Raw genomic sequence first — 26,873 nt, 5'->3', positions numbered from 1 at the left:
TTCGAAGAGTGCAAAGGCAGAAGGGAGCCTGACTGCGACACTTACAAGTGGAGCAGGGACGAAAGTCGGGCTTAGTGATCCGGTGGTACCTCGTGGGAGGGCCATCGCTCAACGGATAAAAGCTACCTCGGGGATAACAGGCTGATCTCCCCCAAGAGTTCACATCGACGGGGAGGTTTGGCACCTCGATGTCGGCTCGTCGCATCCTGGGGCTGAAGTAGGTCCCAAGGGTTGGGCTGTTCGCCCATTAAAGCGGCACGCGAGCTGGGTTCAGAACGTCGTGAGACAGTTCGGTCCCTATCCGTCGCGGGCGTAGGAAATTTGAGAGGAGCTGTCCTTAGTACGAGAGGACCGGGATGGACTGACCTATGGTGTACCAGTTGTTTCGCCAGAAGCATAGCTGGGTAGCTAAGTCGGGAAGGGATAAACGCTGAAAGCATCTAAGTGTGAAGCCCACCTCAAGATGAGATTTCCCATAGCATAAGCTAGTAAGACCCCTTGAAGACTACAAGGTTGATAGGTCAGAGGTGTAAGTATGGTAACATATTTAGCTGACTGATACTAATAGGTCGAGGGCTTGACCAATATAATCAAGTTGCAATACATTAAGTAACTATGTGCAATTTTGAAAGAACAAAATGTTTTTTCAAGCAAGTATGTGAATACTGAAAACCAAATGAATAGTATGAATTAAAGTTTCTTTTTAAAGGAAACACTAACTCACATTCGTTCGTTGGTGTACAGTTCATTTAGCCAAATCAAAGATTTGGAATGAACTAGCATCTCGTGATGATGGCATAGAGGTAACACTCCTTCCCATTCCGAACAGGAAAGTTAAGGTCTATAGCGCCGATGGTACTGCATGGGAGACTGTGTGGCAGAGTAGGACGTTGCGAGGTAAAATAAAAAAGTAGTTGTAGTAACTACTTTTTTTGTTTTATAACTGATTATAGTGAGCATTTCAAGTTTTCAACATGTCCAGGAACTTTTACTTTTCTATAAACTTTAGTAATTATACCGTCCTCATTTATTAAAAAAGTACTTCTTTCAACTCCAATAGATTTCTTCCCAAACATATTTTTTTCTTTTAGCACTCCGTATAAATTGCAAACTGTTTCATCTTCATCTGATAATAAAATAAAAGGTAAATCATATTTTGCTATAAATTTATCATGAGATTTAAGTGAATCTCTACTTATGCCTAAAATGACAGTATTTTTAGAATTAAATTCCTCTATTGCATCTTTGAAATCCTGAGCCTCTTGAGAGCAGCCTGGTGTATTATCTTTAGGATAAAAATATAATATTATTTTTTTTGTTAAATAGTCGCTTAATTTATGTTCTTTTTTATCAGATCCAATTAAAGTGAAATCTGGAGCTTTTAATCCTTCTTTTAAAATTGTATTTTCCATAAGATACCTCCTATATGTTCTTTATAACAATTATTATCCATTAATATTATTTGTTTGTAAAGTAAAAATAAAAAAATATGTAATCCAATTTAAACATGAAATATGATACAATCGAAAAAAATTGTATTAAAGTGATGATGTAAGAGAGGTTTTATTGATATAATATAAGTATTTCACGTATTAAATTAAAAAAATACCAATGCAAAGCTAAAATAATTGGAAAATAGTATTGACATATATTTATAAAGAATGTATACTCTATATCATAGTAAACAACTAAGAATAATAAAATTAAAAATTTTTTATCAAGAAAGACGGAGGGACTGGCCCTATGATGTCTAGCAACCTGAATTAAGTATATATTAATTTAAGGTGCTAATTCCTGCAGATGTTATATCTGGAAGATAAGAATGTAATTGAAGTTTTCTGCTGCTTTCTTATTTTAGAAAGTAGTTTTTTTATTATTATCAGTTAACTAATATTTGTGTAGTATCCTATAAATTTTAAGAGTAGTTAATGTAATACTGGATTGAAAAAGTAGGATTAAAATGCAAATCATAGTAAATATATAAAAAAATATAAAGATAAAATTATAAAAATGGGGGCAAAACTATGAGTAATCAAGAAAGAAAATTAAAATTTGAAACATTACAACTTCATGTTGGACAAGAACAACCAGATCCAGCTACAGATTCAAGAGCAGTACCAATTTATCAAACAACTTCCTATGTATTTAAAAATTCAGCACATGCAGCTGCAAGATTTGGGTTAGCAGATGCTGGAAATATATATGGAAGATTAACTAATTCTACTCAAGATGTCTTTGAAAAACGTGTTGCAGCACTAGAAGGTGGAATTGCAGGACTTGCAGTAGCATCAGGAGCAGCAGCAATAACATATGCATTCCAAAATATTACAAGTGTTGGGGATCATATAGTAGCAGCAAAAACTATATATGGAGGATCATATAACTTGTTAGCCAATACTTTTCCGACTCATGGAGTTACAACAACATTTGTAGATCCAGAAGATCTAGCAAATTTTGAAGATGCTATTCAAGATAATACGAAAGCTATATTTATAGAATCTCTTGGAAATCCCAATTCAAATATTATAGATGTTGATGCACTTGCAGAAATTGCTCATAAGCATAAAATACCATTAATAGTTGATAATACATTTGGAACACCATATTTATTTAGACCAATTGAACATGGAGCAGATGTTGTTGTTCATTCAGCAACAAAGTTTATTGGAGGACATGGTACATCATTAGGTGGTGTTATTGTAGATTCAGGAAAATTTGATTGGATAGCTTCAGGAAAGTTCCCACAATTAAGCGAGGCAGATCCAAGCTATCATGGAATTAAATTTGCAGAAGCAGTAGGAGCAGCAGCATATATAACTAGAATTCGTGCGGTTATATTAAGAGATACCGGAGCATGCATAAGTCCATTTAATGCATTTATTTTATTACAAGGATTAGAAACTCTTTCTCTAAGAGTTGAACGTCATGTGGAAAATACTTTAAAGGTAGTAGATTTCTTAAAAAATCATCCAAAGGTTGAAAGTGTAAATCATCCATCATTACCAGATAACCCTGATAATGCATTATATAAAAAGTATTTTCCTAATGGCGCAGGATCAATTTTTACATTTGAAGTTAAAGGAAGTGCTAAGGAAGCACAGGAATTCATAGATAAGTTACAAATATTCTCTTTACTTGCTAATGTAGCTGATGTTAAATCGTTAGTAATTCATCCAGCTAGTACAACTCATTCACAAATGAATGAAACTGAATTAGCTGAATCAGGAATTAAGCCAAATACAGTTCGTCTTTCAATTGGAACTGAACACATTGATGATATAATTTACGATTTATCTCAAGCTTTAGGAGAATAAATATATAATATTTAATATTTAAGTTTAAATAACTAGAAGATAATCAGTTAAAAGATTATCTTCTAGTTATTTTCATTTTGAATATAAATACTTTAATCTATAATCGCTAGGATATACTCCTACATTTGATTTGAATACACGGCTAAAGTAAAAGGCATCCTTATATCCTATTAATTCTCCAATTTTTTTTATCTCAAGTTCAGGCTGATTAATTAAAAGCTGTTTAGCTTCATTAAGGCGGATTTTAGTTATATATTTTATTAGCGTTACGCCTGTGTGCTTTTTAAATATTTTACTCAAATATTCATTTGTAAATCCAAATTTTTCAGCAATTTCATGAACAGATGTTATAGAGGAATAATTACTAAGTAAATAATTTTCTAAAAGCTGGCTTAAGTCTTCAGGTTTTAAATTGTTATGATCAACTGAAAAGGAAGATATTTCTTTATTTTCAGATTCAAGTATGAGAAGCACATTTTGAAGAGCTGTACTAAGTTCTTCAATTCTTATTGGCTTTAATAAAAAATCTTTAACACCATATTTCAATGCTGTCTGGGCATACTTAAAATCATTATATCCACTTAATATAACAGTTTTAATATGAGGATGATTTTTATATAAATATTTAATTAATTCTATTCCATCATATTGAGGCATTTTTATATCAGTTATAACTAGAGAAGGATAGAGTTCTTCTATGAGAGAAACAGCTTTTTCTCCGTTGCTAGCTTCTCCAGCTAATTGAAATGGTATAGATAAAGAGTTGATTTTTTTTATTATATTTTGCCTTATAAGTGGCTCGTCCTCAACAACTATAAATTTATATATGTGTGTACTGTTCATAAAAATCCTCCTTATTTATATGAATTGGCCCCCCAATTATAAAAACCGTTTTATTTTTTTGAGAATTATCTATTAAAAATATAGCATCTTTGTTATATAAAAGTTGTAATCGTAGATAAACATTTTTTAATCCCATACCACCAATTTTTAAAGAGCGAAATTCCTCATTTCTATTTAAATTATTAAAAGTAGATAATAGCTGTTCCTTTTTTTCATCTGTTAAACATCCTCCATTATCTTCGACGCATATTAACCATTTATTATCCTTTATAATAGATGAAATTTTTAAATTCCATGGAGGAGAAGATGTAAAACCATGTTTGAATACATTTTCAACTATTGGTTGAACAATTAATTTTGGAATTAAGATTTCTTTCGTTTGTTCATCAATATTAGAGGTATAAATGAAATCGTTTCTGTACCGCATTTTCATGCATTCAATATATTTCTCTGTATATGATATTTCTAATTTAAGAGGAACTGCGGTTTCATCATATGTTGTAATGTATCGTAGATAATCACACAAAGCATAGCAGATATTTATGATTTCCTTATTCATATTCTCCTCGGCCATAATGCTTAATGTAGTCAAGCTATTGTATAAAAAGTGCGGATTAATAAGAGATTGAGTAGCTTGAAGTTTTGCACGTGTTTCTTCCGATTTTAATAATAAAATTTCATGAGAAGAAGCTCTAAGTTTATCATACATATCTAAGAATGATTGATATAATTCGGAAATTTCAATTATATTGCTGTTTATTGGTGCTAATATAGTCTCATTTTTATTCAATACACTATTTATAGTTACTTTTTTTGTAGAGTTTGTTAATGCACTTAATGGATGAGTCAAACGACTTGAGATTAAAAAGCATAAGAATAAAGTAAATATAATAGAAAGAATTATTATAAATATAAATCCTTCTTTAAATGATTGTAAAGATTTAAATACAACACTCTTAGATTCCACAGTAACAACTGTCCAATTATATGAATCAATTTTTTGATAAGACATTAATACATCATTTTTATTATTTAAAGTAACAAAGTATCCTAGCGATGGAGCTAAATTATTTTCTTTAATAGTATTCATATAGTTTGTATTGTTATCTACAGTAGTTGAATAAGGATAAATTAATTCATTTTTATCGTTATATACGTAAAAGGATATGGAAGGATTTTTCTGTTTTAATTCAGATATTAGGTTAAATACAGTATTACAATCTTGCAAAACTTCCACTATGCCTTCAGGTTCATTGGTGCTATTAAAAAATACACGAGTCAATGATAGATAACTATGATTAGCAGTATTTTCAACTTTAGTAGGCGAATTTAATAATTTATTTGTAAGGTAAATATTTTTGCCACCATTTTTATTTAAAGTTTCTGAATACCAAGGAATATTATTTAAGTCAACATTTATTACACCTTGAAAATATCCAGAACCAATACAGGTTCCATTGAGCGTATAGAGATTAACTTGATTTGCTGATTGAAAGGGGCCAATTATAGCAGTAATGATATCATATATTGCTAAAACGTTTTCTCTAGATTTTGAAAAATTCTCGAGATCAATTTGTTTTTCATTACTATTTGAAAAACTAGTGAAATTTTTTTTTATAGCATTAGAATATACTATATTCATGGATACTGTAGACATACTATTTAATTCAGTAGATATTGAATTATGAATAGAAGTACAAATGGTCTCTGAGTTTGTCTTAGCAGTTTTGTAAATATTTTCGCTGTAGAAATAATAAAAACAAATGAAGAAGAAAAATAATAAGGTTACTACTAAGAATCCATAAACAATGAATAAATATATTCTTTGAGAAAAATATAATTTATGTTTCATTATTTCCACTCCTTTCCAAAAGTATTATATAATATTGTTCAAAAAAGTGCAAAAATGAGTTCTCTTTTATCTATGTCTTATTACTATGCTTAATGATATTATAATATCATGCTAATGTAAAGCTTATCATAAGGGATAGATTAAAAGTATTGGAGGTAAAATTTATGAATAAACGTCTAGTCAAATTGATTAGTACAGTTTCTATGACTGTATTAATAGGAAGTTCCTTTGCAGGCTGCGGGAGCAGTAATGGGGGTGATGCTAGTAAGAGCACTTCAGGTAATGGTGAAGCAATCACACTAACATTTGGTTCTCATCAATCAGGACTTCCAGACTCAGGGGTAGTACAGGATTTAGCCAAGGATTTTGAAAAAGAGACAGGAATTAAAATTGATTTTCAAATTTCACCTGATGCTCAATGGAGGGATTTATTAAAGGTAAAATTGGATTCGGGAGAAGCACCAGATATATTCTGTGCAGATGCTGATCCTTTAAACTTGGTTACAAGAGTTAATCCTGAAAAATATGTTCAGGATGTAACAGATCAAGATTGGGTAAAACGAATGGATCCTAATGTTCTTCCATCAATATCTTATAACAATAAAGTTTATGGAATTACTTTCCCAGGAAAGAAAATGTATTTTTATGTATACAATAAAGAAATATTTCAAAAGTTAGGTTTAAAAGTCCCAACTACTTATGAAGAATTTAAAAATGTATGCCAAAAGATAAAAGATTCTGGAGTTACTCCAATTTTTGAAGGAACACAAAATGGATGGCATCAAGTGCTTCCACTATTTGAGACAGGAGCTATGTATCAAGAAAAGCATCCGGATTTATATGACAAATTAAATAAAAATGAAGAGGATTTAGACTCTGTACCTGAATTATTAACTATCATTTCTGAGTTAAAGGAATGTGCTGATTTGGGTTTTTATGGAACAGATTATTTAAGTAATTCTGTTGAAAACGCAAAAGAAGCGATGGCTGATGGAAAGGCAGCTATGTTCATAGCTGAATCCGCATGGAGAAATGAAGTAAAAGCAGATTTTCCAGACTTTGATGTTAATAAACTTGGAATATTTGCAATGCCTTGGGGAGATAATCAAACAATTGGTGTGAATCCAGCTAGTAATGCATACTTTATTAATAAAAATGGTAAGCATGTAAAGGAAGCACTACAATTCTTTGAGTTTTTAGCAAGACCCGAGAACTTACAAAAGCGTCTCGATGGACAACCTGGATTATCAGAGGTATGCTGGCCAGAGATAAAATCAAAGTATTCTGAAGAAGATAAAGCTTATATTGATTCCTTAAAGAAAGGAATGGTTATGCAGGCTGGAGTTAAGTATATTGATAGTCAATGGATGGATATTGGAAAGGATTTAGAATCTATGTATACTGGGGCATCAACTCCTAAGCAAGTATTAGAGACCATTATGAATAGAAGAACAGAGCAGGCAAAACTACAAAAGGATCCTGATTGGGACAAATAAAATTAGTTATAAATTATAAGTTAATAGAGAAAAGCCACAGGCTTTTCCAAAAATAAATATTTCAGAAATCCCTTTTGGCATCTATGATTTACTGAGGATAGCTTAATCTTTAGGCGCTCAGTAGAACTTCCTATTATGGTGAAAAAATAGACAGGCATATTGACTTGTTATTTTTTTGATAATGCCTTAAGGGATTTAATCATTAAACTATAACTTGTTACTTATAACCTAGCATCAACACAAGGAGGGGTTAAAATGGACAGAAAAAAAATATATCCCTGGTATTTCACCAGTGGGGCATTAGTTATATTTTTCTTACTTTGCTTTTTGCCAGGAGTTATTGGAATACTTTATTCATTTACTGATTGGAATAACTTCACAGATAAAATTAATTTTGTAGGCTTAAAAAATTACTTGGAAGTGTTTAAAGGAAAACCAGAATATCGTATGTATATATGGAACACAGTCACTTTTACAGTAATAACAACTATTATGAAAACTGTAGTTGGTTTGGCTTTAGCTTTACTTTTAACTCAGAAGGTAATTAAATTTAAAAACTTTCATAGAATGGTTATTTTCTCACCACAGGTAATGTCATATTTAGTTGTTGGTCTTGTATTTAAGAGTATGCTGCATCCACAAACTGGCTTTTTAAATGTTTTTTTAAAGTCACTTGGATTAAATTTTTTAGCTAAAAACTGGTTAACTGATTTAAATATAGTGTTTCCAACGGTTATGTCAGTAGATACATGGAAAGGAATGGGCTATATAATGGTTGTTATCATAGCTGGCCTCTTATCTATTTCTCCAGATTATTATGAGGCAGCCAGTATAGATGGAGCGAATTTTTGGCAGAAGTTTAGACTAATAACATTGCCTTTATTAAAGCCAATAATTATAAATGTAACTATACTAAATGTTACATATGGTTTCAGAGTATTTGATATGATTTACTCTTTAACAAATGGTGGACCGGGAAATGCAACTGGTGTAATTAACACAGCTGTTTACAAGGAGTTTTCACAGGGGGACTATGCAATGGGTACAACCTTATCTAGCATTCTATTTTTTGCATTACTATTTTTAGTTTACTTTATTATAAAATCTATGGAAAATAAGGAGATTGATGTATAATGAACGTTTTAAGAAGATCTATTGGTAGTATAGCAGCAAATATAATAACAATATTTATGAGCCTAATAATTTTAATACCTATAATAGTGTTATTTCTTAATTCCTTTAAGAATAAAGGCGAATCTAATACAATGTCATTATCCTTGCCAAAGAAATGGATATTTGAAAATTATAAAACAGTAATAGAGCAAGGGAAATTAGTATCTTCATTTTTTAATAGTCTTTTGTATGCCACTTGTAGCGTTGTGATCATAGTTTTTGTTGTAGCAGCAGCAGCTTTTGTTATAGCGAGAAATAGAAGTGGAATTAATAATTTTATTTATTATTTTATTATTTCGGGAATAGCTATACCAATAAACAATGTTGCATTAATGAAAGTATTGCAGGCTTTGAATCTTGTAAATACTAGAATAGGAATTATTTTAGTCTATGCCGCAATAAATATTCCTCTTAGTTTATTTTTATCCTATGGATTTATATCAACTATTCCCCGGGAAATAGATGAAGCAGCGATAATCGATGGATGTGGACCGGTGAAATTATTTATAAAAATAATACTTCCATTATTAAAGCCAATTATATCAACGCTCTTTGTTTTAAATTTCATGGCAGTGTGGAACGACTTCATGATGCCTCTATACTATTTAAATAATTCAGGAAAGTGGCCAATGACTTTGGCTGTTTACAATTTCTTTGGAGCGTTTGAAAATTCGTGGAATTTAGTTAGTGCTGATATTATATTAACTTTACTTCCAGTTTTAATAGTATTTATACTTGGACAAAAATATATTGTTGGAGGAGTTGCAGCCGGCTCTGTTAAGGGATAATAAGAGAAAATTAATATAAAGGGCATCAATTATATATTGTAAATTTTAAATCACAACACATATATGGTAAAAAGTATATTTTAAAGTTTTATAATTGCTATCAATATAGTATATAATATAGAAAAAGAAAATCTATAAATATGTCTGGAGTGATATGAAATGGAATTGAATTGGAGTCTAAAAGAAATATACACATCGTTTGAAAGTCATGAATTTGAAGATGATTTGGTAAGAATTGATAAATTAATAGAAGATATTAATTTGTGGGCAGATACTATAGTAAAGGATAGAAAAAATCTAATAGAGAAATTAGAAGCGTATATAAATAAGTTTGAATTAATTAAAGATTTATCAAGCAAACTTGAAAGTTTTATAAATTTCAGCTTAAGTGTAAATACAAAAGATATAGATGCATTGAAATACTCAGATATTTTGGAAAAGAAATTAACTAATATAGTTGAAAGTTCAGTTAAATTAGAAAGATATATAAGTGGCATAGAAAATATTGATGAGATAATTAATCAATCTAAGCTGCTTAAAGAGCATGAATTTATTTTAAAAAATGTAATTGAGCAAAGTAAGTATCTATTAAGTGAAAAAGAAGAAGCAATAATAGCCAATATGAAAAACACAGGTTCTAATGCATGGTTGAAATTAAAGGATAATTTGATTTCAAATTTGCAGGTTGAACTTGAAGAGGATGGAGAGCTTAAAGAAGTGCCATTAACTATAGTATTAAATATGGCTTATGATAAAGATAAAGAAGTGAGAAAAAAAGCATATGAAGCAGAAATAAATTCTTACAAAAAAGTAGAAGACGGTGTAGCAGCAGCTTTGAATGCCATAAAAGGTGAGGTTTTAACAGTTTGTAATTTTAGAGGATATGAATCTCCTTTAGATAAGACGCTTAAAGACTCAAGATTAGATGAAGAAGCTTTAGAAGCAATGCTTTCAGCTATGAGGGAAAGTCTTCCTATGTTCAGAAAATATCTAAGAAGGAAAGGTGAGATATTAGGACATAAAAATGGTCTTCCATTTTATGATTTATATGCACCAGTTTGTGAAGCAGATATGAAATTTTCCTATGAGGAAGGAACAAAATTTGTAGAGAAAAACTTTAGAACCTTTAGCGATAATTTAGGTGATTTTGCAAAGAAAGCAATAAATAATAATTGGATAGATGTAAAGCCCCAGGAAGGAAAAGTTGGAGGCGCTTTCTGTGAAAATTTACATTTCATCGGTGAAAGCAGGATACTATTAAATTATGGAGATAACTTTGGAGATGTTGTAACTCTTGCTCATGAGCTTGGACATGGTTTTCATGGAGAATGTTTAAAAGGGGAAAGTACATTAAATTCAGATTATCCAATGCCTATAGCAGAAACCGCATCTACTTTTTGTGAAACAATAATAAAGAAAGCGGCAATTAAGGAAGCCACTAAAGATGAGGCTTTGGCTATTCTGGAAACTGAAATTAGTGACTGCACTCAAGTAATTGTTGATATATATTCTAGATTTTTATTTGAAAAATACTTTTTTGAAGCTAGAAAAGAAAGTTCATTAAGTGTTGAAAAGATAAAAGAATTAATGCTGCAAGCACAAAAGGAAGCATATGGAGATGGGCTCGATCCTAACTTTTTACATCCATATATGTGGACTTGGAAACCTCATTATTATGATGCAGAATATAATTATTACAATTTTCCATATGCATTTGGTTTATTGTTTGCAAAAGGATTATATGCTGAATATCTCAAAAGAGGAGAGGAGTTTACCAAAGATTATGAACAATTACTTGCTATTACAGGTAAAAATAAGTTAGCAGATGTAACAAAATTTATGGGAATAGATATTAGTGATAAAATATTTTGGGAAAATTCTTTGAAAACCATTGAAGAAGATATAAATAAATTTATTGAACTTAGTAATAAAGCACAATCAAATAAATAATCCTAATACAAAAATAGAAAAACTAATATAAATTTTACCTTCTCCAGTTAACTCATAGATTTACATTATATTACCGAAGCCTAATTAATAGCTTATAAGTTAAAATTAGGAAATAAATTATAAATTAAGTGAAATGTATGTAAAAATATGGTAATATGTATTTAATAAAGCATACGAAAGAAAACAGACAAGTGGATTGATTTGTTATTTCTTGATAATGCTTAAGTAAAATATGAAACGGAGTTGAAAATTATGGGGTTTTTCAAAAAGGATGAGATCCAAGAGAAAGAAATGCAACCAGTTATTGAAACTAAAGCAGACGTAAAGGAAAATGACATAAATGTTTTCAAGAAAAAAAATTTATCTTTATTTGATGTAGATACAATTCAATATGTAATTGAGAATTTTCCATCTATGTCTATTGAAATTCAAGGAGCACTAAATAATCTTGCAAACATATTAGAAAATACTATAGACTACATTGAGGATGAATCGAGTGAAATAATAAAGACAAAAAGAGATTTTAAACTTAGCAAAGCTTATAGAAATACTTCTATATCAATATACGAAGTTGTGCAAAATATAGGAGAATATATTAAGTGGATGCAGCAGGAATATGAAAAAAGCATCAATATAAATCATGATGTAGCTAAAGGATCAGTAAATAAAAAGAATGAAGATAAAGTTCAAGAAAAATCTATTGCAGAAAAGAATGAAAATTTAGGTAATCAGATTGTCAATGAGAAAGAAATAGAGATTTATAAAGATTTTTCATTAAAAGAACCTAAAGGATTCAAGTTGAAGGATAATGTAATTATGGTTGAAAATTGGGATGATCTACTTGTAAAGACAGCAGAAGTTTTAACTAAGAAATACAAGGATAATAGACATAGTAATATTTCAGTTAAAGAATTTCAACCAATACTTAAAAAATCAACTCAAAATTCTTTTAGAGACACTGCTATAGAGATGCTCAATGAATATAAGATAAGTCTTGATGAATTTAAGGTTATAATTAAATAATATAATCCATTATTTAACTTTAGCTGTAAATTAGATTTGCAGTTAAAGTTAAATTTTTCTTACAACTTAATAAATAATTGATATAAATTTAAGAGAAGAAATAAAATTGCATTTAAGATATTGACAATAGTTATTATAGAAAGTAAAATATAAATAAATTTTATTAAATTAAATTTTTATAAATATAATTATGCTATATGCATAGTAATATCATAAATGTTTATAATAATTAATAATTAATTTTAATTATAAAGATAATGGAGGAAGAGAGTATGAAATTAGTAGATAGTGCTGAATTTAGAAGTCAAATAGAAAGTGGTGTTACACTTGTAGATTTTTCTGCAACTTGGTGTGGACCTTGTAAAATGTTAGCACCAGTGCTTGAAGGTTTATCAGGTGAGATGGAAGATAAGGTTAATTTTATAAAAGTTGACGTAGATCAAAGTCCAGACTTAGCAAGCGAATTTCAAATATCAAGTGTACCAACTATGATTGTTTTTAAAAACAATGAGAAGGTAGATCAACTTATAGGATTTTTACCAAAGGAAAAAATTAAAGAAGTAATTGAAAATAATTTATAAAATATTTTTTTGATTATGCCTTAAGAAACATAGTATATATAAAAATATACTATGTTTTAATTTAAGCTATATATATTGGATAAAATTAAATTTTTAGAAATTTAGAATTGGATAGTTTATTGGTAAAAAGAAATGAGTCAAAAGTTGAAACTAATAGAATTATAATACCCTTTAATGTTGGAGGAAGAAATATGAGTGATAGGTATGATATTGCAATAGTAGGAAGTGGTCCAGCAGGCTTGTCGGCTGCATTAAATGCAAAGATAAGAAAGAAAAAATTTATTATTTTTGGAAATAAGGAGCTTACCAGCAAGCTTGCAAAAGCTCATGAGATAAATAATTATTTAGGTTTTTATAAAAAGAGTGGAAAAGAACTTCAAGAGGAATTTTGTAATCATATAAAAGAAATGGATATAAGTATAACAGAAGAAAAAATTAATAATATATATGCAATGGGCGATTATTTTGCTTTAATGGTAAATGAAAAAATGTATGAGGCAACATCAGTGATAATAGCCACAGGAGTGGAATATGGAAAACTATTTGATGGAGAAGAAAGGTTACTTGGAAAAGGTGTAGGATATTGTGCAACTTGTGATGCACCTTTATACAAAGATAAAGTAGTTACAATAGTATCATATAATAAACATGAAGAGGAAGAGGCTAATTTCATCGCATCAATTGCATCGAAAGTTTATTATATTCCTATGTATAAGGAAGAAGTTGAAGTTGATTCATCTATTGAAATTATAAGAGATGTTCCGGTCAGTATTTTAGGAGAAGAGAAATTGAATAAGCTTAAGCTTAAAAATTCAGAAATTGATACTGATGGTATTTTTATATTAAGGGATAGCATTTCTCCAGGACAATTAGTACCAGGGCTTAAAATAACGGATAATCATATTGAAGTGGATAGATTGATGGCAACTAGTATAAAAGGATGTTTTGCAGCAGGAGATGTTGTTGGAAAGCCATATCAATATATTAAATCAGCAGGTGAAGGCAATATAGCAGCATTATCAGCAGTAAGTTATGTAGATTCAATTAGCAAGAAGTGATTTATGTAAGGCACAATAAAATTTAATTTGCATAAACAATGCAATGATTATAGGAGAAAGATTATGGAAGAATGTAAATATGAGAGTATTAAATTAGATAATCAGGTTTGTTTTTCATTATATGCAGCATCAAGGGAAATAATAAAATTATATAAACCTGTTTTGGATAAATTCAATCTCACATACACTCAATATATTGCAATGCTTGTCTTATGGGAAGATGAAAAAAGTACTGTAAAAGATATAGGGAAAAGACTACATTTAGATTCGGGAACACTAACTCCATTACTTAAGAAGATTGAAGGTATGGGATTAGTAACAAGATATAGAGATGTAAATGATGATAGAGTTGTAATAGTTGAGCTAACCGAAAAGGGAAGAAGTTTAAAAGATGAAGTAACTGAAGTGCCAAATGAAATAGCCTGCAAGGTAAAAATGCCAATAGAAAAACTTATGGTTTTGAAAAAACATTTGGATGAATTATTAATGAATTTAGAACGCTAAATAGATATAATTAATGATAAAAACTCTGAGAATATAGAAGATCTCAGAGTTTTTATTATAAAAAATATAACATTGTTTTAAATCATCTTATAATGATATAATTAGGTACACAGAATTTAGGCATATTCTTCATGTGCCTTATGTAAATAATTCGGGAGGAATGCATATGGAAGAGATCATTGATAAGTTAAAAGGAAATGAATTTTTTAAAGATCTTACTGTTGATGAAATAAGAAAGCTGATTTCCAGTATTCCATATTCTTTAAAGGCATATAAAAAAGGAGAAATTATTGCAAATGAAGAAGATGAATGCACTAGCTTAGGTTTTGTTTTAGATGGTACAGTAGAAATTCAGAGAATATATCTTAGTGGGAAGCAAATTATATTAAAGAGATTAAGCAATGGAGATGTATTTGGAGAAGCATTAGTTTTTTCAAAAAAATCTAATTATCCATCAACAGTTATGGCTTTTTCTGAATGTAATATATTATATATAAATAGATCAGATATATTAAAGTTATGCACAATGGATGAAAGAGTTCTTGGAAATTTTATGTCTGCATTGAGTAATAAAATATTCATGCTAAATTCAAAAATAAAAAGTATTGCATTTAAAAGTATTAAACATAAAGTGATTAATTATATTTTAGAACAGGCAAAATTGCAAAGAAGCAAAACGGTTAAACTTAAAGAAAGTAAAGAGGAAATTGCAGCATCAATGGGGATACCTAGGCCATCTTTATCAAGAGAGCTTATGAATCTTAGGGATTTAAATTATATAGAGTTTGATAGAAATATAATTACTATCTTAAATATTGAAGAGTTAGAAGAAGAATTATTTGATTAGGCATATAAAAATAAATTATAGACTCAACATGCACGAATATTAATTTATTATTTATTTGGTTGTGCCTTAGTTTAGGAGTATTATGAAAAGTATTACGAAATCACAGTTGAAGGAATTAGAAATTTTTAACAATGTATCAGAATCTTCATTAGATGAACTCGAGGAATTTGGAGAAATTAAAAAGTGCAAGGTAGGAAGTCATCTATTTAGGGACAAAGAAAATATTAACACTCTATATGTTGTAATAAGTGGAAATGTATCATTATATAAATTAAATGAAAATGGGCAAAAACGCGTGATTTTTATATTGGGAAAAGGCAAAGTGGTCAATGAATCAATGATGGATTTACCTTCATCAGTTAACTGCGAAATATTTGAAGAAGCACAAGTCTTAAGCTATGATAAAAATATATTTTTAAGTATTATGGAAAAAGATTTTAATCTCACAAAAAATGTTATGTATTCCTTAGATATGAAGGTTAGAAGATTATATCGACAGTTAAAAAATTCAACAGGAGTTTTGAAAATGGAAAAAAAGCTTTCTGCAAAGCTTTGGAAATTGAGCAAGGATTACGGAATAAAATGTGATACTGGTGTAATAATTAATATGAATATAAGTGTCACATATTTAGCCGATCTTCTAGGGTCAAAAAGAGAAACAATATCTAGATCCCTTAAAATACTTTCAAATGAAAAGTTAATAGAATACGATAATAAAAAAATAAAAGTTATAAATCAAGAAAAATTATCTAGATTTTTTAAAGCACCGTGATGAAAATCACGGTGCTTTAAATTTTAATAAATTATAATTAAGTTAAAAATATGTGTGCTTATGAAAGGGGAAATTATAGTATGTTTTGTGAAGAATTTAACAGTGTTATTATGGCAGCAAAGGCAAAAGTTAATTTATTAAAGAAAAATTCTCTAGGATATTTCTTGAGTTCTATACTTGCAGGACTTTATGTAGGTATGGGGATCATGCTTATATTCACTATTGGAGGGTTATTAAGTGCCAGTAATTCACCTGCAACAAAAATAGTAATGGGAGTATCATTTGGTATCGCACTTAGCTTAGTTATTATGGCTGGTTCGGAACTTTTCACAGGAAATAATTTTATAATGACAGCAGCTTCTTTAAGTAAAGAAGTAAAGTGGAGCGACACATTAAAAGTATGGATAGTTTGTTTTATAGGTAATTTATTAGGATCTATTATTGCAGGATATATGTTTTATGCAACGGGGCTTTCAGCAGGAGCAGTTGGAGAATTTATTGCAAAGACTTCGGCTACAAAAATGAGTATTCCGTTTTTACCATTATTGATGCGCGGAATATTTTGTAATATTTTAGTTTGTTTAGCTACCTGGTGTAGTTTTAAATTAAAAAGTGAATCTGGAAAGCTTATTATGATATTTTGGTGCTTGTTTGCATTTATAACTGCAGGCTTTGAGCATAGTGTGGCAAATATGACTCTTTTAACAATTGGGTTGCTTAATCCGGGAGCTGCTAATGTTAGCGTAATGGGTTATGCATATAACATTGGAGTAGTAACACTTGGGAATATAATTGGTGGGGCAGTATTTTTAGCATTACCTTATTATATAATTTCAAGAAAAAAGTAAAGGAGTAAGCTTATGGGATATAAATTAAGTAAAAACAATGTAAATGATATTTTTGAACAATTATCAGAAGAATATGTAATATATGCACCTAAGTCATTTGCAGGAGAAGGTACTTATTCTGATACTGATAGAGTGCGTTATGGAGAAATAAAAGTAGTAGATGATATAGTATTTGATAAGAAGGCGGAATATTCATACAAAGAAGTATTGCTTCCTATTTCACAGACACTATTTTTCTTTACAGAAGATTCTATAAAAGAAGCAGATGCACCTAAAAAAGGAGCAATTATATTTTTAAGAAGCTGTGATTTGCATGCAGTTAAACGTATGGATGATATTTACTTAAGAAATGGACAAGAAGATCATTATTATAAAAGAATAAGAGAAAATGCAAAATTCATATTAATGGGATGTGAAAATTCCTTTGAAAACTGCTTTTGTGTAAGCATGGAAACTAATAAGACAGATGAGTACAATGCATATTTAAAAGTAGAAAATGATTTTGTTTTTGTAGATATAAAGGATGAAGAATTAGAAAAAATATTTATTGATAATGAAAAAGTAGAGGTTAAGCCTGATTTTGTTACAAGTAATAATGTAAGCGTTTCTATACCAGAAAACCTTTCTTTAGATGTTATGAAATCAGAAATGTGGAAAGAGTACAGCAGTCGTTGTATTGCTTGTGGAAGATGTAATTTTGTATGTCCTACCTGTACTTGCTTTACAATGCAGGATGTTTTTTATACTGATAATGGAAAAGCGGGCGAAAGACGTAGAGTGTGGGCATCTTGTCATGTAGACGGATTTACAAATATGGCAGGAGGCCATAGTTTTAGATTAGATAAAGGACAACGTATGCGTTTTAAAGTGTTGCATAAAGTTTATGATTATAAGAAGAAATGGGGATATCACATGTGCGTTGGATGTGGAAGATGTGATGATATATGTCCAGAATATATATCCTTCTCTAATTGTGTAAACAAATTAAATGATGGTATGAAAGAGGTGTCACAAAATGAGTAAAAATGAATATATTCCTTTTTTATCAGAAATTAAAGAAGTAATTAAACATACAGAAATAGAGTATACTTTCCGTATGGAATTTCATGGAGATGTAAAACCTGGGCAATTCTTTGAAGTTTCACTCCCAAAGTTTGGTGAAGCACCTATTTCAGTAAGCGGTATAGGTGATGGAACTGTAGATTTAACAATAAGAAGGGTTGGTAAAGTAACTAATGAAATTTTTAATAATTATATTGGAGACAAATTATTTTTAAGAGGACCTTATGGAAATGGATTTGATCTTGAAAATTATAAAGGAAAAGAATTAATAGTAGTTGCGGGAGGTACGGGACTTTCTCCAGTAAGAGGTGTTGTAGATTATTTTGCAAAAAATTCAAGTAGTGCAGAAGGCTTTACTTTAATTGCTGGCTTTAAATCACCAAGTGACGTTTTATTTAAAGATGATATTAAAGTGTGGAAAGATAACATTAATCTTATTTTAACTGTGGATAATGCAGAAGAAAATTATGATGGAAATGTAGGTATGGTTACGAAATATATTCAAGGGCTTCCGATTAAGGATATTAATAATGCAGTAGTTATAGTAGTAGGACCTCCTATTATGATGAAATTCACTGTAGCAGAATTTTTAAAACGAGGAATACAAGAAAACAATGTCTGGATTTCTCAAGAAAGAAAAATGTGTTGCGGAATTGGTAAATGTGGACATTGTAAAATAGATGACACTTATATTTGTTTAGATGGACCTGTTTTTAATTATTCAAAGGGTAAATCCTTAATAGATTAGGAGGAATGCAGCTGTGGATTTAAATACTAAAAAAATCAAAAAAAATGCTTTCAGAGTTACAAAGGTAAGAGGAGTAACTGCTTCTAGAGTTAGGGTTCCAGGTGGACATTTAGATGCAGAACTACTAGGAAAAATACAAGAAATTTCAGAAAAATATGGTAATGGTACAGTTCATATAACTACTCGTCAAGGTTTTGAAATTCCAGGAATAAGATTTGAAGATATGGATAGGGTTAATAAATTATTACAGCCTATTATTGAAAAATTATATATAAATCAGGAGGTTCCAGGAAAAGGATATACAGCAGCTGGGACTAGAAATGTATCGGCATGTATTGGAAACAATGTTTGTCCATTTGCTAACTATAATACAACAAACTTTGCTAAGAAAATTGAAAAGGCAATTTTTCCAAATGACTTACACTTTAAAATTGCATTAACAGGCTGTCCTAACGATTGTATTAAAGCTAGAACTCATGATTTTGGCATAATTGGAATGACAGAGCCACAATATAATATTGATAGATGTGTAAGCTGCATGGCATGCGTGAAAGCCTGCAAGAAAAAATCAGTAGGAGCACTTGAAGCTGTTAATTATAAAATTGTAAGAAATAAAGAAAAATGTATTGGCTGTGGTGAATGTGTAAATGCATGTCCAACAGGCGCATGGACAAGAAGTAAAGAAAAATATTATAAATTAGTTCTTATGGGAAGATCGGGAAAGAAGAATCCACGTCTTGCTGAAGATTTCTTAATTTGGACTGACGAACAAAGCATAATTAAAATAATATTAAATACCTATAAATTTGTTGAAGAATATATAGATAAAGATGCTCCGGGTGGAAAAGAACATATAGGATATATTATTGATAGAGTTGGCTTCGAAGAATATAAGAAGTGGGCTTTAGAGGGGATAGAATTCCCAGAAAAAACTATCATTAAAGACCGCATTTACTGGAGTGGGATACATTTCTGCTAAGGTTAAAAATATTACGAAATGCTCAAAGTGAAGCTATAAACAAGCGAAAGAGAATACATATATGCAGCAGCTTATTTTTCAATGCCTGCTCCGCATATATGTATTCTATTTCTTTGTTTTGATACCATTTTAAGTATTTCACAAATACCTATCTGAAAATTTATATGCATATTGTATTAAAGATTGTAAATATTTTTTTAAAAAGGATTCTTACAGTTAGCAATACAATTTAAATCTGCGTAAAAAATATGATATATATGAAATGACCTAGAAAACGCAAGCTTTCTGGGCTATTTTTATGGTGTTATAAAAATAAATAGCAAAAGGTTATTACTTGTAACAAATGAAACAGATTGTTTTTTCATTTACCTGTAAAATAAGATCATAAGGTAATTCAAGAAAAGATATCCAAAAGAAAATATAAATAAAAATTTATTTGATAAAATTTAAATTACGGAGGAGATATTAAGATGGATAATAAAATGTTTTGTTTTCAATGTCAAGAGGCAGCAGGATGTACAGGCTGTACTGTAAGAGGAGTATGTGGTAAGACTCCAGATCTAGCAAAAATGCAGGACTTATTAATATATACAACTAGAGGCTTATCAGAAGTAGCAACTAGAGCTAGAGAACAAGGAGTTACTGTATCTGGAGAAATTAATACTACAGTTACAATGAACCTTTTCACAACTATAACTAATGCTAACTTTGATAAAGAAGTATTTTATGGAAGAGTAAAAGAAACTTTAAGATTAAAGGATGAATTATTAGCAAAATTAAATAATAAAGAAAATTTAAGTGCGGCTGCTTTATATACTGCTGAAATTAGAGAAGATATGGAAGCAAAAGCAGAAACAGTTGGAGTATTAGCAACTGAAAATGAAGATATTAGAAGCTTAAGAGAACTTATTACTTATGGATTAAAAGGTTTATCTGCATATATGAAACATGCCAATGCTTTAGGATATGAAGATGAAAATATATGTGCATTCATGCAAAAAGCTCTATCATTAACTGCAGATAATAAGGTAACAATAGATGAATATATAGCATTAACTTTAGAAACAGGAAAAGTTGGTGTTGATGGAATGGCTTTATTAGATAAAGCTAATACAGAAAGTTATGGTAATCCAGAAATAACAAAAGTTAATATAGGAGTAGGTAAGAATCCGGGAATATTAATTTCAGGACATGACTTAAAAGATTTAGAACAATTATTAATTCAAACAGAAGGAACAGGAGTAGACGTTTATACTCATTCTGAAATGTTACCAGCTCACTATTATCCACAATTAAAGAAATATTCACACTTAGTAGGTAACTACGGAAATGCTTGGTGGAAACAACCAGAAGAATTTGAAAGTTTTAATGGACCAATACTTATGACAACTAACTGTATAGTTCCTCCAAAGGATAGCTATAAAGGAAGACTATATACTACTGGTGCATCAGGATATGAAGGATGTACTCATATTGCAGCTGATGAAAATGGAAAGAAAGATTTCTCAGTTATTATAGAACAAGCTAAGAAATGTGCAGCTCCAACTCAAATTGAAGAAGGAGAAATCGTTGGTGGATTTGCTCATAATCAAGTATTGGCATTAGCTGATAAAGTAGTTGATGCTGTTAAGTCAGGAGCAATAAAGAAGTTCTTTGTAATGGCTGGCTGCGATGGTAGACAAAAGTCTAGATCATACTACACAGACTTTGCTGCAGCACTTCCAAAAGATACAGTTATATTAACTGCAGGTTGTGCAAAATATAAATATAACAAGTTAGATTTAGGAGATATAGGCGGAATTCCTAGAGTTTTAGATGCAGGACAATGTAATGACTCATATTCATTAGCAGTAATCGCATTAAAGCTTAAAGAAGTATTTGGTCTTGAAGATATAAATGAATTACCAATAGCATTTAATATTGCATGGTACGAACAAAAAGCAGTAATAGTTTTATTATCCCTATTACACTTAGGAGTGAAGAACATTCACTTAGGGCCAACACTTCCAGCGTTCCTTTCAGCAAATGTAGCTAAAGTTTTAGTTGAAAACTTCGGTATTGGCGGAATTACAAATGTTGAAGATGATATGGAAATGTTTTTAAAATAAAAATTGAATAGTATTTACTACAGTATTGAATTGATATAGATTCAAAAGATATTAGTAAAAGCTGTATAAGTATTTAGAATAACGTCGAATCCTTAAACATCATTATTAAATGAAGTTTAAGGTTCGATGTTAATTTTTAATATACTTAATTATAAAAAAGTGGTAAATAGTTAACTTGATAACTATTTACCACTTTCTCCATAACTGAAATATTATTTACAAGAGCTACATGATATTTTCTTCATCGTCTCTTTTTATATCATTTTCATAATAATTTAAATCAACTTCATCTAAAGGAATGACCTTAGTTTTATATTTTACCTTATACCAAACATATAGGATAATGAATAGTGGAATTCCAATATAAGAAGCAATCAATCCCTGCCAGTCAACTCCATCAGGTTTTATACATGAATAACCTTGTCCAAGGATGATTATTATACACATTAATAGTGCTAATATAGGTCCAAATGGATATAAACTTGCTTTATATTTTAAGCTTCCTAAGTCTTTTCCTTGATAAACAAATGCTTTTCTAAATCTATAGTGACATACAGCTATTCCAACCCAAGCTATAAATCCGGCAAGACCTGATGCAGCAACTATCCATACATAAACTGTACTTTCTGCATAAATACCAGTTAAAAAGCAAAGAGAAGCTACTAGTGTAGTTAAAATTAATGCATTTATAGGTACACCACGTTTATTAGTTTTAGCAAATAATTTAGGTGCCATACCCTCTTTAGCCATTGAATAAAGCATTCTGCTTGATGCATACATTCCTGAATTACCAGCGGATAATACAGAAGTTAATATAATTGCATTCATTAACGAAGCAGCTCCAGCTACACCAGCTTTTTCAAATACCATTGTGAATGGACTTGTATTTACACTCGCTTCAGTAAATGGAATAATAGCACCAAGTATTATTATTGTTCCTAGATAAAATATTAGAATTCTCCAGAATATAGACTTTATAGCTTTTGGTATTGTTTTTTCAGGGTTCTCACTTTCACCTGCAGCAATTCCTATAAGCTCAGTTCCTTGAAATGAGAAACCTGCAATTAAAAATATAGCAAAAATAGATTTTATGCCATCATGAAATGGGCCATCAGCTACAAAATAGTTGTGAAAACCGATATTATCGCCACCCATTATACCAACAATCATCAAAATTCCAATTATTAAAAATATAATGACAGTAACTACTTTAATACCAGCAAACCAATATTCAGATTCACCATATGCTTTTGATGAAAGAACATTTAAGCCCACAATTATAACTAAAAATATCACGCTCCAAATTAGCCCGTTAACATTAGGAAACCAGTACTTCATGATTAAAGAACCAGCAACCATTTCAGCAGCTACGGTAATAGCCCAGTTATACCAATAGTTCCAACCAAGTGCAAAGCCTAAGGCAGGATCTATAAATTTAGTGGCATAAGTACTGAATGAACCTGATATTGGCATATGAGTTGCCATTTCACCTAAACTTGTTATTAAGAAATATACCATAAGACCTATTATTGCATATGCTAATAATGCACCTCCAGGACCAGCTTGATTTAAGGTATCTCCCATAGCAAGAAATATTCCAGTTCCTATGGAACCACCTAAAGCAATCATGTTTAAATGCCTTGCACTTAGACCTCTTTTAAGTTCGTTGTTTTTTTCATCCATTTTATGTCTACTCTCCTTATGATATTAATATACATAAGCAAGTAACTAAGATAATAAATAAGGATTAAAGATTTAAGCAATAAAAAAATGCCATGAAAGCATATTCATGGCATAAATACGAAAATCATATATCAACAATATAATAAATCACGTACATTTACATTGAAAATAGCTCTCCACAAATCACTTGTGACAGTTTTATGCATATTCTACATAAAACCAGCAAATAGTATTAAAGCAATTTACTATTTACTTCGGCGAAAGTTCCTTTCGTATTATTTCATTATGCTTGTGTCCATAATACTACTCATAAATTTCGCGCCTCTATCTTAGTTATCTACCTATTAATTTACAGTAATTATCTAATAAAATTAAAAATAAGTCAACATTTTTAATATTTCATGAAAAAAATTAAATAATAGATATTTAAAATAAAGCGGCAATATTTGAAAAGTTAACAACATATAGCTTAACAAAATGATAAAAAGTTTACAAATAACTATGAAAAGTATTTAATTGACAATAATAAGGGGCGAGGTTATAATTCAGTATAGAAATGTTTATCATAAGATGACAATGGGGTCAGCTTTACAAAGGAGAAGTTGACTCTTTTTTTGAAAATTTAATTTGAGGGGGAATATTTCTATGAAAAAATTAAAAAACATAATTGCAGTGGCTTTATGTTTAGCAACTATTACTGTATTAGGCGCTTGCGGTTCTAAAAGCGGGAGCGATGAAAAGATATTACGTGTAGGAACAGAAGGAGCATCTGCGCCGTTTAACTGGACTCAAACTGATAATTCAAATAATGCAGTACAAATCAATGGTACAAATGAATATGCAAATGGATATGATTTAATGATTGCACAAAAAATTGCAGATAAAATCGGTTATAAATTAGAAGTACATAAAATGGACTTTGATGGCTTAATTCCGGGTGTAAGTTCTGGCAAAATTGATGTTGCAATTGCGCAAATGAGTATTACAAAAGAACGTATGCAGAGTGTAGACTTTTCAGATCCATATTATAAAGCTAATATTGTAGCACTTACAAAGAAAGGAACTCCTTATGAAAATGCTAAAAGTGTTTCGGATTTAAAGGGAGCTACTTGTACATCTCAGCTAAGTACAGTTTGGTATGATATGCTAAAGCAAATTCCAGATGCTAAAATTCAACCTGCTATGGATACTGTACCTTCACTAATAGTAGCACTTGCATCAGGTAAAATTGATGTTGTTACAATGGACAAGCCTACAGCAATGGCAGCAGTTCATTCAAATCCAGATTTGGTTATGATAAATCCTGAAGGCGACAACGGATTTAAAGCTTCGGATGAAGATGTAAATATTGGTATTGCTATTAAAAAGGGAAATAAAGAATTAACTGATAAAATTAATAAGGCGATTTCAGAAATTTCAGAAGAAGATCGTAACAAAATGATGGAAGAGGCTATTAAAGATCAACCATTATCAAAATAATAATAAAAATCATACAAGGAGGTTTTTCGAACTAGCCTCCTTTTATAATGTCGTAGTGAGAAAATATTTTTTTGTGAGGTGGAAAATAATATGACATCAAGTTCACCAGAAGGATTTTTCCAATGGGTCTGGTATCTCTTACAACAGTATGGAAGCTTATTTGTTCAAGGAACATTATATACTCTTCTAATTGCAATAGTTGGTACAATAGCAGGATGTATTATTGGATTTTTTGTAGGAATTGTAAGGACTATTGAAGTAAACCCGGAGGATAGTGTAGTAAAAAAAGTTCTTTTAAAATGCATACAATTGGTATTATCTGCTTATGTTGAATTTTTTAGAGGTACGCCAATGATAGTACAGGCTATGGTTATATTCTATGGTGCAATGGAGGTATTTAATATTGATTTGTCTCCATTATCAGCCGGATTAATAGTTGTTTCAATTAATACAGGTGCGTATATGGCGGAAACCGTTCGTGGTGGAATTGATTCAATTGATGAAGGACAAACGGAAGGTGCAAAAGCAATTGGAATGACTCATTTTCAAACTATGTTATATATAGTATTACCACAGACTTTGCGAAATATTATGCCTCAAATAGGTAATAATCTAATTATTAATATTAAAGATACATCGGTATTAAATGTAATATCTGTAACAGAATTGTTTTTTGTAGGAAAATCAGCAGCGGGTGCATATTACAAGTATTTTGAAGTGTTTTTCATAATATGTGTAATTTACTTTGTTGTAAATCTTGCAGTTTCTAGAATATTACGTTTTGTAGAGAAGAAGATGGATGGACCAGATAGTTACAAGTTAATAACAAGTGATTATATGTCAGGAGAGATTACTGAGAATAGTTCAGTTATGAAATTAAAGGGAGGGAAACAATAATGGAAGCAGCAGGGAATATAAGTAGTAATTTTCCTATATTAGAAATCAATCATTTAGGAAAAAGCTTTGGAAAAAATGAAGTATTAAAAGATATTGATTTTAAAATAAACCAAAGAGATGTTGTTTGTATTATTGGTGCATCAGGCTCAGGAAAGTCAACACTTCTTAGATGTATAAACATGCTTGAAACTGCAACTTCAGGGGAAATATTACATGATAAAGAAAATATATTAAGTAAACGTAAAGAAATAACAAAGTATAGAGCAAAGGTCGGAATGGTATTTCAGCAGTTTAACTTATTTAGCAATATGACAGTACTTGAAAATTGTATGATTGGAGTTACTAAAGTTTTAAAAAAAGATAAGGAATATGCAAAGGATATTTCTATGAAATATTTAAAAAAAGTAGGGATGGCTCCATATATTAATGCAAAGCCGCATCAGCTTTCAGGCGGACAAAAGCAGCGTGTAGCTATTGCCCGTGCTTTAGCTATGGAACCAGAAGTATTGTTATTTGATGAACCAACAAGTGCTTTGGATCCTGAAATGGTAGGAGAAGTTTTATCAGTTATGCGTGAATTGGCTAAAGAAGGAATGACAATGATTATAGTTACTCATGAAATGGCTTTTGCAAGAGATGTATCTACTAGAACAGTATTTATGGAAAAAGGAGTTATTGTTGAGGATGATACTCCAGAAGTGATATTTAATAATCCTAAAAATAAACGTACACGTGAATTTTTAAGTAGATTTATGGAAAGATAAATTTAATTGAGTTGTAAAAATATATTTTTAGCATGATACAAAATAGTAAGGTTAATATGTGAAAATAATCTTACTATTTTGTATTATGTTATTTTTTATTTTAA

At 30.1% G+C, this 26,873-nt stretch carries 23 protein-coding genes, 2 rRNA genes and 2 riboswitches (1 of these 27 only partly in view); of the genes, 21 read left to right on the top strand and 4 right to left on the bottom strand.

Annotation, left to right across the window (positions count from 1 at the left end; translation table 11 throughout):
- Both CDLVIII_RS24800 and rrf read left to right on the top strand, forming a co-directional pair.
- Positions 1-585 (top strand): 23S ribosomal RNA (locus CDLVIII_RS24800) (it extends 2,326 nt beyond the left edge of the window).
- A 197-nt stretch (positions 586-782) separates the two neighbouring features.
- Positions 783-899: ribosomal RNA gene (rrf, locus tag CDLVIII_RS24795) — 5S ribosomal RNA — on the top strand.
- A gap of 48 nt (positions 900-947) precedes the next feature.
- On the opposite strand, the gene CDLVIII_RS24790 is transcribed toward rrf, so the two are convergent.
- The gene (locus CDLVIII_RS24790; RefSeq protein WP_009172237.1) at positions 948-1,412 is read right to left on the bottom strand and encodes a peroxiredoxin; all 465 of its coding nucleotides are present in this window, start codon (positions 1,410-1,412) and stop codon (positions 948-950) included.
- Positions 1,413-1,711: 299 nt separating this feature from the next.
- A riboswitch (SAM riboswitch) is annotated at positions 1,712-1,823 on the top strand.
- 201 nt (positions 1,824-2,024) lie between these two features.
- Between CDLVIII_RS24790 and CDLVIII_RS24785 the strand changes: the two genes are divergently transcribed.
- Complete coding sequence (locus CDLVIII_RS24785; protein ID WP_009172236.1) at positions 2,025-3,314, top strand: O-acetylhomoserine aminocarboxypropyltransferase/cysteine synthase family protein; 1,290 nt, start codon at positions 2,025-2,027, stop codon at positions 3,312-3,314.
- 72 nt (positions 3,315-3,386) lie between these two features.
- Here CDLVIII_RS24785 and CDLVIII_RS24780 read toward each other — a convergent pair whose 3' ends face one another.
- Together CDLVIII_RS24780 and CDLVIII_RS24775 are read right to left on the bottom strand one after the other, a co-directional pair.
- Entirely contained in the window at positions 3,387-4,157 is a 771-nt protein-coding gene (locus tag CDLVIII_RS24780; RefSeq protein ID WP_009172235.1) for a response regulator, read from the bottom strand.
- Positions 4,135-6,009 carry a sensor histidine kinase gene (locus CDLVIII_RS24775; protein WP_009172234.1) on the bottom strand — a complete coding sequence of 625 codons (1,875 nt, stop codon included), beginning with the start codon at positions 6,007-6,009 and terminating at the stop codon, positions 4,135-4,137. Before CDLVIII_RS24775 ends, CDLVIII_RS24780 begins: the two co-directional genes overlap by 23 nt.
- 164 nt (positions 6,010-6,173) lie before the next feature.
- Here CDLVIII_RS24775 and CDLVIII_RS24770 point away from each other — a divergent pair, with 164 nt between their 5' ends.
- From CDLVIII_RS24770 to hcp, 15 genes are all read left to right on the top strand, one after another.
- Positions 6,174-7,505 (top strand): ABC transporter substrate-binding protein, encoded by a 1,332-nt coding sequence (locus CDLVIII_RS24770; protein WP_009172233.1) that lies wholly within the window; start codon positions 6,174-6,176, stop codon positions 7,503-7,505.
- A gap of 255 nt (positions 7,506-7,760) precedes the next feature.
- Positions 7,761-8,639: a sugar ABC transporter permease gene (locus CDLVIII_RS24765; protein ID WP_009172232.1), complete on the top strand. Its 879-nt coding sequence runs from the start codon at positions 7,761-7,763 to the stop codon at positions 8,637-8,639.
- Positions 8,639-9,466 carry a carbohydrate ABC transporter permease gene (locus CDLVIII_RS24760; protein WP_009172231.1) on the top strand — a complete coding sequence of 276 codons (828 nt, stop codon included), beginning with the start codon at positions 8,639-8,641 and terminating at the stop codon, positions 9,464-9,466. Before CDLVIII_RS24765 ends, CDLVIII_RS24760 begins: the two co-directional genes overlap by 1 nt.
- Before the next feature lie 159 nt (positions 9,467-9,625).
- Positions 9,626-11,416, top strand: coding sequence for a M3 family oligoendopeptidase (locus tag CDLVIII_RS24755; RefSeq protein ID WP_009172230.1), 1,791 nt, complete (start codon positions 9,626-9,628; stop codon positions 11,414-11,416).
- A 252-nt stretch (positions 11,417-11,668) separates the two neighbouring features.
- On the top strand, positions 11,669-12,439 hold the full coding sequence (locus CDLVIII_RS24750) for a hypothetical protein (RefSeq protein WP_009172229.1): 771 nt from the start codon (positions 11,669-11,671) through the stop codon (positions 12,437-12,439).
- 272 nt (positions 12,440-12,711) lie between these two features.
- Positions 12,712-13,020 carry a thioredoxin gene (trxA, locus tag CDLVIII_RS24745; protein ID WP_009172228.1) on the top strand — a complete coding sequence of 103 codons (309 nt, stop codon included), beginning with the start codon at positions 12,712-12,714 and terminating at the stop codon, positions 13,018-13,020.
- 191 nt (positions 13,021-13,211) lie between these two features.
- Positions 13,212-14,078, top strand: a complete 867-nt coding sequence (locus CDLVIII_RS24740) for an NAD(P)/FAD-dependent oxidoreductase (RefSeq protein WP_035301923.1) — start codon at positions 13,212-13,214, stop codon at positions 14,076-14,078.
- A gap of 63 nt (positions 14,079-14,141) precedes the next feature.
- On the top strand, positions 14,142-14,582 hold the full coding sequence (locus tag CDLVIII_RS24735; protein ID WP_009172226.1) for a MarR family transcriptional regulator: 441 nt from the start codon (positions 14,142-14,144) through the stop codon (positions 14,580-14,582).
- A gap of 166 nt (positions 14,583-14,748) precedes the next feature.
- Entirely contained in the window at positions 14,749-15,429 is a 681-nt protein-coding gene (locus tag CDLVIII_RS24730; protein ID WP_009172225.1) for a Crp/Fnr family transcriptional regulator, read from the top strand.
- A gap of 82 nt (positions 15,430-15,511) precedes the next feature.
- Positions 15,512-16,201 carry a Crp/Fnr family transcriptional regulator gene (locus tag CDLVIII_RS24725; protein WP_009172224.1) on the top strand — a complete coding sequence of 230 codons (690 nt, stop codon included), beginning with the start codon at positions 15,512-15,514 and terminating at the stop codon, positions 16,199-16,201.
- 80 nt (positions 16,202-16,281) lie between these two features.
- On the top strand, positions 16,282-17,049 hold the full coding sequence (locus CDLVIII_RS24720; RefSeq protein WP_009172223.1) for a formate/nitrite transporter family protein: 768 nt from the start codon (positions 16,282-16,284) through the stop codon (positions 17,047-17,049).
- A 12-nt stretch (positions 17,050-17,061) separates the two neighbouring features.
- Entirely contained in the window at positions 17,062-18,072 is a 1,011-nt protein-coding gene (asrA, locus tag CDLVIII_RS24715) for an anaerobic sulfite reductase subunit AsrA (RefSeq protein WP_009172222.1), read from the top strand.
- Positions 18,065-18,859, top strand: coding sequence for an anaerobic sulfite reductase subunit AsrB (asrB, locus tag CDLVIII_RS24710; protein WP_009172221.1), 795 nt, complete (start codon positions 18,065-18,067; stop codon positions 18,857-18,859). The genes asrA and asrB overlap by 8 nt, the downstream gene beginning before the upstream one ends.
- Positions 18,860-18,872: 13 nt before the next feature.
- Positions 18,873-19,838 (top strand): sulfite reductase subunit C, encoded by a 966-nt coding sequence (gene asrC, locus CDLVIII_RS24705; protein ID WP_009172220.1) that lies wholly within the window; start codon positions 18,873-18,875, stop codon positions 19,836-19,838.
- A gap of 470 nt (positions 19,839-20,308) precedes the next feature.
- Positions 20,309-21,946 (top strand): hydroxylamine reductase, encoded by a 1,638-nt coding sequence (gene hcp / locus CDLVIII_RS24700; protein WP_009172219.1) that lies wholly within the window; start codon positions 20,309-20,311, stop codon positions 21,944-21,946.
- Positions 21,947-22,171: 225 nt separating this feature from the next.
- Here hcp and CDLVIII_RS24695 read toward each other — a convergent pair whose 3' ends face one another.
- Entirely contained in the window at positions 22,172-23,629 is a 1,458-nt protein-coding gene (locus CDLVIII_RS24695; protein WP_009172218.1) for an amino acid permease, read from the bottom strand.
- Positions 23,630-23,790: 161 nt separating this feature from the next.
- Positions 23,791-23,964, bottom strand: a riboswitch (Lysine riboswitch).
- 310 nt (positions 23,965-24,274) lie between these two features.
- On the opposite strand from CDLVIII_RS24695, the gene CDLVIII_RS24690 reads away from it, so the two are divergent.
- The 3 genes from CDLVIII_RS24690 (at position 24,275) to CDLVIII_RS24680 (ending at position 26,769) form a co-directional block, all read left to right on the top strand.
- Positions 24,275-25,108 (top strand): transporter substrate-binding domain-containing protein, encoded by an 834-nt coding sequence (locus tag CDLVIII_RS24690; protein ID WP_009172217.1) that lies wholly within the window; start codon positions 24,275-24,277, stop codon positions 25,106-25,108.
- A gap of 90 nt (positions 25,109-25,198) precedes the next feature.
- On the top strand, positions 25,199-26,005 hold the full coding sequence (locus tag CDLVIII_RS24685) for an amino acid ABC transporter permease (protein ID WP_009172216.1): 807 nt from the start codon (positions 25,199-25,201) through the stop codon (positions 26,003-26,005).
- Complete coding sequence (locus tag CDLVIII_RS24680; RefSeq protein WP_009172215.1) at positions 26,005-26,769, top strand: amino acid ABC transporter ATP-binding protein; 765 nt, start codon at positions 26,005-26,007, stop codon at positions 26,767-26,769. The genes CDLVIII_RS24685 and CDLVIII_RS24680 overlap by 1 nt, the downstream gene beginning before the upstream one ends.
- Positions 26,770-26,873: the final 104 nt, after the last annotated feature.

This window comes from Clostridium sp. DL-VIII (assembly GCF_000230835.1).
In the GTDB taxonomy this organism is placed as follows: domain Bacteria; phylum Bacillota; class Clostridia; order Clostridiales; family Clostridiaceae; genus Clostridium.
The sequence above is the reverse complement of the archived record's forward strand: the minus strand, read 5'-3'. Positions and strand labels throughout refer to the sequence as shown.